At 49.0% G+C, this 5,542-nt stretch carries 4 protein-coding genes; all 4 read right to left on the minus strand.

The features are described from left to right. The coding region (locus J0895_RS11025; protein WP_207088146.1) for an AMIN domain-containing protein at positions 1–2,124 on the minus strand (2,124 nt) is incomplete at its 3' end. Positions 2,125–2,376: 252 nt separating this feature from the next. Beyond that, a complete protein-coding gene (locus J0895_RS11030; RefSeq protein ID WP_207088147.1) occupies positions 2,377–3,225 on the minus strand; it encodes a type 4a pilus biogenesis protein PilO in 849 nt (282 codons plus the stop codon). Continuing rightward, positions 3,222–4,028, minus strand: coding sequence for a PilN domain-containing protein (locus tag J0895_RS11035; RefSeq protein ID WP_207088148.1), 807 nt, complete (start codon positions 4,026–4,028; stop codon positions 3,222–3,224). Before J0895_RS11035 ends, J0895_RS11030 begins: the two co-directional genes overlap by 4 nt. 1 nt (position 4,029) lies before the next feature. Then, positions 4,030–5,145: a type IV pilus assembly protein PilM gene (pilM, locus tag J0895_RS11040; RefSeq protein WP_207088149.1), complete on the minus strand. Its 1,116-nt coding sequence runs from the start codon at positions 5,143–5,145 to the stop codon at positions 4,030–4,032. Positions 5,146–5,542 lie beyond the last annotated feature (397 nt).

Raw genomic sequence — 5,542 nt, forward strand, 5'->3', positions numbered from 1 at the left:
AGAGCGATCGACATCTTGGATAATCCCCGATAAAATCAGTGTCTGTCCGTCTCGAATCCGAATTGTACCGGATTGTAGAGTTCTGGTTGATAACAAGGCTGAACCATCCGGAGAAGTACCTGTGGGTGCAGAGACACTGGGAATGAGGTTCATAGTTACAAATCCATTATCATCAATTCTTGAGACACTGACGAGTAATGTTAAGCCCGCATCCGTTACACCTGGGCGGCTATCAAGTTCTACCACTCCTGTGTCATCGTTGACTTGTTGAAAGACACCCGTCTGAGTCACTTCTTGCGTTAAAGATAACCGGGCAGTTTCCCCTTCTTGAACGACCATCGTTGGGTCAGTAAGGATTTTAGCATTGCCACTAACAACCTGAGCTTGGAGAAGCGCCAAAAACTTCTGCGGGTATTGGAATAAAGTGGGCAAACTAAATTCCGCTGTACCAGGTGTAATGACTCCAGTTGTCGGATCGACTTCAAACACTGTATAATCTGAAACCCCGACACTTCGAGGATCGGTGCTAATCCCTGGAACTGGACGGAGAAAGAGCGCCCCTGCTCCTGGACCCGTTAGCGGAACTTGAGTGGTTTGGTTCGGATCGAATTGGAGTCCTGCCCCTGCCAGTGGATTAGCCAAGACCGGAGGAACCAGGGTGTTTTCTCTGTTACTAACCGTATTAGCTGTAGGAGGATTAATCCCCCCAAAGTTAGCGACCGCTGCGCCTCCATCATTGACAAAGAAACTGTCATTAATTCCAAAGGAGAAGCTCGTACTAAAGTTTTCCGTTGCCAAGAGGTCAACGTCAATGATCTTGACGTTGACGGCCACCTGCCGACGCCGTAAATCTAACTGACTCAGAAATGCGGTGGCAATTTCAACTTTGTTTGGGGGACCTACTAAGGTAATCCCATTGATTCTTTCATTGGTTAGTACCGATAAACCACTCAGCAATAAAGGACCGTCTCCTTGAGTGGCTCTGAGTGCTAAAATCTCGGGGGTTCTCGATTCAATGATTCGAGCGGCAGCCCCTTCACCAATGCTAACAATCTCTACCCGATCCCTAGCAATCTGGGTTTCCGCACCTTGTGCTGTTAAAAAGCCTGCTGCATCGGTGGCTGCTACTTGATTCATCCTTAGAGTCCGAACGACTACATTTCGGGCCTCGTCTGGCAGTCGAATTCCGACAAAAATTGTGTCTCCAACGCGGTTTGCCTCTAACGCACTCAGACGAATAATGTAATTAAAAACGTCTTGAACTGACTCATTTTCAATATCTAGGGAAATCTTGGGACTCGCATCAGCTACTTCCGCCCCAGGTTGTTGAGTCTGACCATCTACAGGTGCGACACCCGGTGTATAGGCTAAATTCAGTCCAGCGGTTCGGGCCAAGAGGGACAGTACATCTCGCACCGATGCATCGCGTAATACTAACCGGGGGATAATTTCCGTGGATCCGGCTCCTAGATCGATCGCAGGTGTAGCGGATGGGATATTAGAAACGGCAATATCTCCCACTGGGGGGGCGACGGCTCGCGGTTGAAATGGGGGTGCTGATGCCTGGTTCGGTCTGGCAATAGGAGCCGGGCCACCCTCAATGGTGATTTGCGGATTTGGCACGAGTACGTTTGGACTCGATGGGATGCCAGGAGATTGACTGATGCCTGGGGGTGGAGGAGGGGTGGAAGGGCTGACATTGGGTAAGGTGGCAACGCCTCCTCCTGTATTGAATCCGAGATTAATTCCAGCGGCGTCAGCTTGGTTGATGGCTACCTCTGGGGCGCTGGTGCTACCACTGACAATCACTCGGACGCTATTGGCATCGAGGGGGGTGACGACGATGGAGGCAATCCCTGGTGCTGGGTTATTTTGGCGGAAGCTCTGACCGCCAGGTAAGCTGAGTTGAGTATTGATAATATCTGCAATAACGTCTGTACCTCGGTTCACGGTAAAGACTTGGGGTCGATCGCCCCCCTGGGTATCCAATCTCACCTGAACTCCACCACCGCTGGTACTGACGTTCACTCCTGTGATTTGAGTGACTGCGATCGCCGGTGCGCTGGCCATGACCACAATCGCACTAGCTCCGAATAAGCACCCGAGTGCATGAAGCTGTTTCACCGTTCCCTCCTCCCTTAAAAAAAGTCCACTCTGATTAAACTGCGATTAAAGTCTTATATAGCCCTTCAATCCCTACTTGTCAAAAAACGGATAGGTTTTATTGATTAATACTCCCCTATCCGGATTTTTGCTTTAAATTTTTGTAACGGGACACGGCAGTAGCGAAATGGGTTGCGATCGCCCTCCCCTGGTTTTCGATGCCGTGGCCTTTATATTCTGAAAATCCTGCAACTGCGATCGCCATTTTCAGAGTTATTCAGCCGGTGGTTGTTCTCCTTCCGCCGCCGCTGGTGGCGGCGGTGGCGCTGCTAAATTTTCTAGCTGCTCTGGTGGTAACGGCATCACCGCTATCAAATTAAATTGAGTATCTAGATTTGCTGGTGCTTGTTCGGTAATTTTACCATCAGGATCGACAAAAATCCTCTGACTGCCTTCACCTAATTCACTGGTAAATTGACCAAATACCACCATTTGTTGCAGGCGTTCAAGTCGTCGCAAGGTATCTAGGGTTTGCTGATAGCTTCCCGCCATTTCCAGATCCATTGTCTTCCCTTCCACCGCTTGGGACAGGATTAAGGAAGGCGTAGTCGGGGCGGGAGCAGCGGCTGGATCTGCTGGCGGCGGGGCTGCTGCGCCTCCAGCTTGGGCGGGGCCTTCGGTAAAAATCCACTCGTTCGGATTGGTTTCTAGAGGCTTGAAGGATTCTAAATTTCCCCCACTTTGCCGGACAATTTGGTTAATATCCAACAGCAAGGTTTCTAAAGTCGCCCCCTGAGCAAATAAGGCTAAGACATTTTCTTTTTGCTGTTTGGTTGTAACTAAATTCGCTCTAGCCTCATCCATTTGGCGGATTTTTGATTGTTGATTGGTGATTTCAGCTTCTTTTGCAGCAATTTGCGTCCTTAAGTTCGTCTGTTCTTCCATCGCAGGCAATAGCATCTTAAAGGCTGCAAATCCGGCGAGTCCCAACCCGAGGACGGCAATTAAAATTCCTTGAATTTGCGGGGTGAGGACAAAGCTACCAATTTTATAACTTCCTGGCGGTGCAGCTGCCTCAGCCCGGGCTGCCTCCATTGCCATAAACTGTTCGCTGACGGTCATCGTTGAATTACCCCCTGTTGTTCGAGTAAATTGATCCGAGTGGTCAGTCCTTCAGCTTTAGTTCGCTGGAGATCAGCGAGAATTTCTGAAGCCAGAACGTTGCTCACCGTGGCATTAATGTTATATTCGACAACTTTTGGCAGTTGAAAGTCTGTCGGGGGACAAGTGGCTTGTTGGCCCTGGAAACTGGGGTCGCATTCCACCGCTACCGGATTGTCTACCAGGGTGGCGTCAATTAACTGGGTTTGACTGTCATTAAAGAAGGGCGATCGCTTCAGGGACAGCACAAAATCATTGACATCATCAAAGGTTTTGGCATATCCCGAAATCTCAATGTTTTGTTGGACTTTTGTCCAGGGTGAGGAGGCTTGAATTTCTTCTGGGGGCGCTTCTTCAATCTGATGATTCAGATTAGCCAGTTGCACTCCCGGGGGTAGGCGATCGCGTAGTTCTTGTAACAGCGCTGACATCGGCTTGACTGAAGTATTAAAAATATTGGCAAAAAATGTGATTTGGGTATTCAACTGCTGAATTTCAGCATTGATGGCTTCCACCTCTTGAACTTGCGCCCCTAAACTCCCGGATTGATTCTCCAGGTTAGCCAACTGTCCCTGGATTTCGGTATTTTGGTTATTCACCACAAACCAGCCCCCCATGACCACGGCGATCGCCGAGACTCCTGCAGCCAGTCCCCCAATCAACATCGTCGTTTGTTGCCGGGAACTTGGACCGGGCGCTTTTTTCGCAACTGGGGGCTTATAATCAGCGCGATCGTTGAGAAAATTAATTTCTAGACTATACATTTCATTTGGCCTCCCGCATGGCTAACCCCAGCACAACTCCCAATCCTGGGCGCTGCATTAGGGGCATTTTTTCTTCGTCTACTTCCAGCGCTAAATTCTCCACTGGATCCACTACGATGCTTAATAAACTTAATCGCTGATTGAAAAAGTCATCCAACCCTCCAATCGATGCGCCCGGTCCTGCCAGCAAGAGCTGTCCGACCTCCAATCCTTCGCTCTGATTCATATAAAAATCAATTGAGCGCCGCAGTTCATCCCCTAACTCAGAAAACACCTTAATAATAGCCTGCGTTCCCGGGCTACTTCCCCCCCCCATTGTACCCGCCCCGGTACTTTCTGTTGGGTTAGCCGGAATCGTCATCCCCTGCAACATATCCGTATTGCGAGAAGGGGGTAAATTCATCGCTTGGGACAGAGCACTTTGAACCTGATAGGTCCCGATCGGGATAGTTCGGGAAAACTGAGGAATCCCATCCACCACGATCGCAATTTCGGTACTATCAAACTGAATATCCGTCAGCACAACCGCCTCTTCTGGCGGCAACTGAAGCAGTTGTTCTCGAATCGTCCGTAACAGGGCAAAACTCGAAATTTCCAGAATTTCTATCCCTAAACCCGCCTCTTGAAAGGTACTAATATAAGTATCCGTAACTTCCTTGCGAGTCGCCACCAGTAGCACCTGGACCTTTTCAATGCCATCCTCATCCATAAACTCCCCTAATTTTTGGAAGTCTACATCCGCTTCTTCTCGGGGAAAAGGCAAATAGAGTCCCGCCTCTTGGTTCATGTACTCCCGCAATTCCAAATCATTCAGTTCTTTGGGAACGGGGATAATCCGAATCACCCCTTCTCGCGCCGGTACAGCGGTGGCAACCCGCTTGATATTCGTTAAATTGTGTTCCGCTAGGGTTTCTTGGATAATTTGAGCCATCTCCGGGGGGTCTGCAATCAACCCTTCTTCCACAACGCCTTCGGGGACTTCCGCCGTGGCGTATGTTTCTAGTTGATAAGAGGCACCCTGTTGACGCAGTTGCACAATATTGAGTCGTTCTGGAGCAATTTCCAGTCCAATTCCATTGGATCCTTTAGACAGGAATTTTTTAAAGAAATTAACCACGGTTTTGTCCCATATTGAATAAAAGGGGGTGGGTTTGAAGTCATCAAAAGCAGTGTAGACAGCAGGCAGTGCTTCTCCCTAATCTTAGCAAGCAAGCCCAGACTGACACCGCCCAAGAAGTTCGGAAAATTGGAGCCTGTAAAACAGTCCCCTAGGGGGATAGAGTATTCTTAATCTAACCAATTTAAGTTAAAATCAGCACGCTTTGCCTGGGTCAAATTCCCTTAACGCTCGTTATCTCACCCGACCCTATGGGTCATAATGCTAATTAAGCTTTGACACTCTCAGCTCTTTCATAGACTGAGATTCTGCGGACAGAACAGCTTTAGGCAAAACCCAAAGTCTTATTCTCGCTACGGTCGTCAAAGACCGTCTACCCAGTTGGTTTAGGTCAATG

Source organism: Phormidium pseudopriestleyi FRX01 (genome assembly GCF_017313335.1).
Lineage (GTDB): Bacteria > Cyanobacteriota > Cyanobacteriia > Cyanobacteriales > Laspinemataceae > Laspinema > Laspinema pseudopriestleyi.

Coding starts and splice junctions, on each gene's coding strand:
- J0895_RS11030 (WP_207088147.1), bottom strand. CDS start 3,225: ATGACCGTCAGCGAACAGTTTATGGCAATGGAGGCAGCCCGGGCTGAG.
- J0895_RS11035 (WP_207088148.1), bottom strand. CDS start 4,028: ATGTATAGTCTAGAAATTAATTTTCTCAACGATCGCGCTGATTATAAG.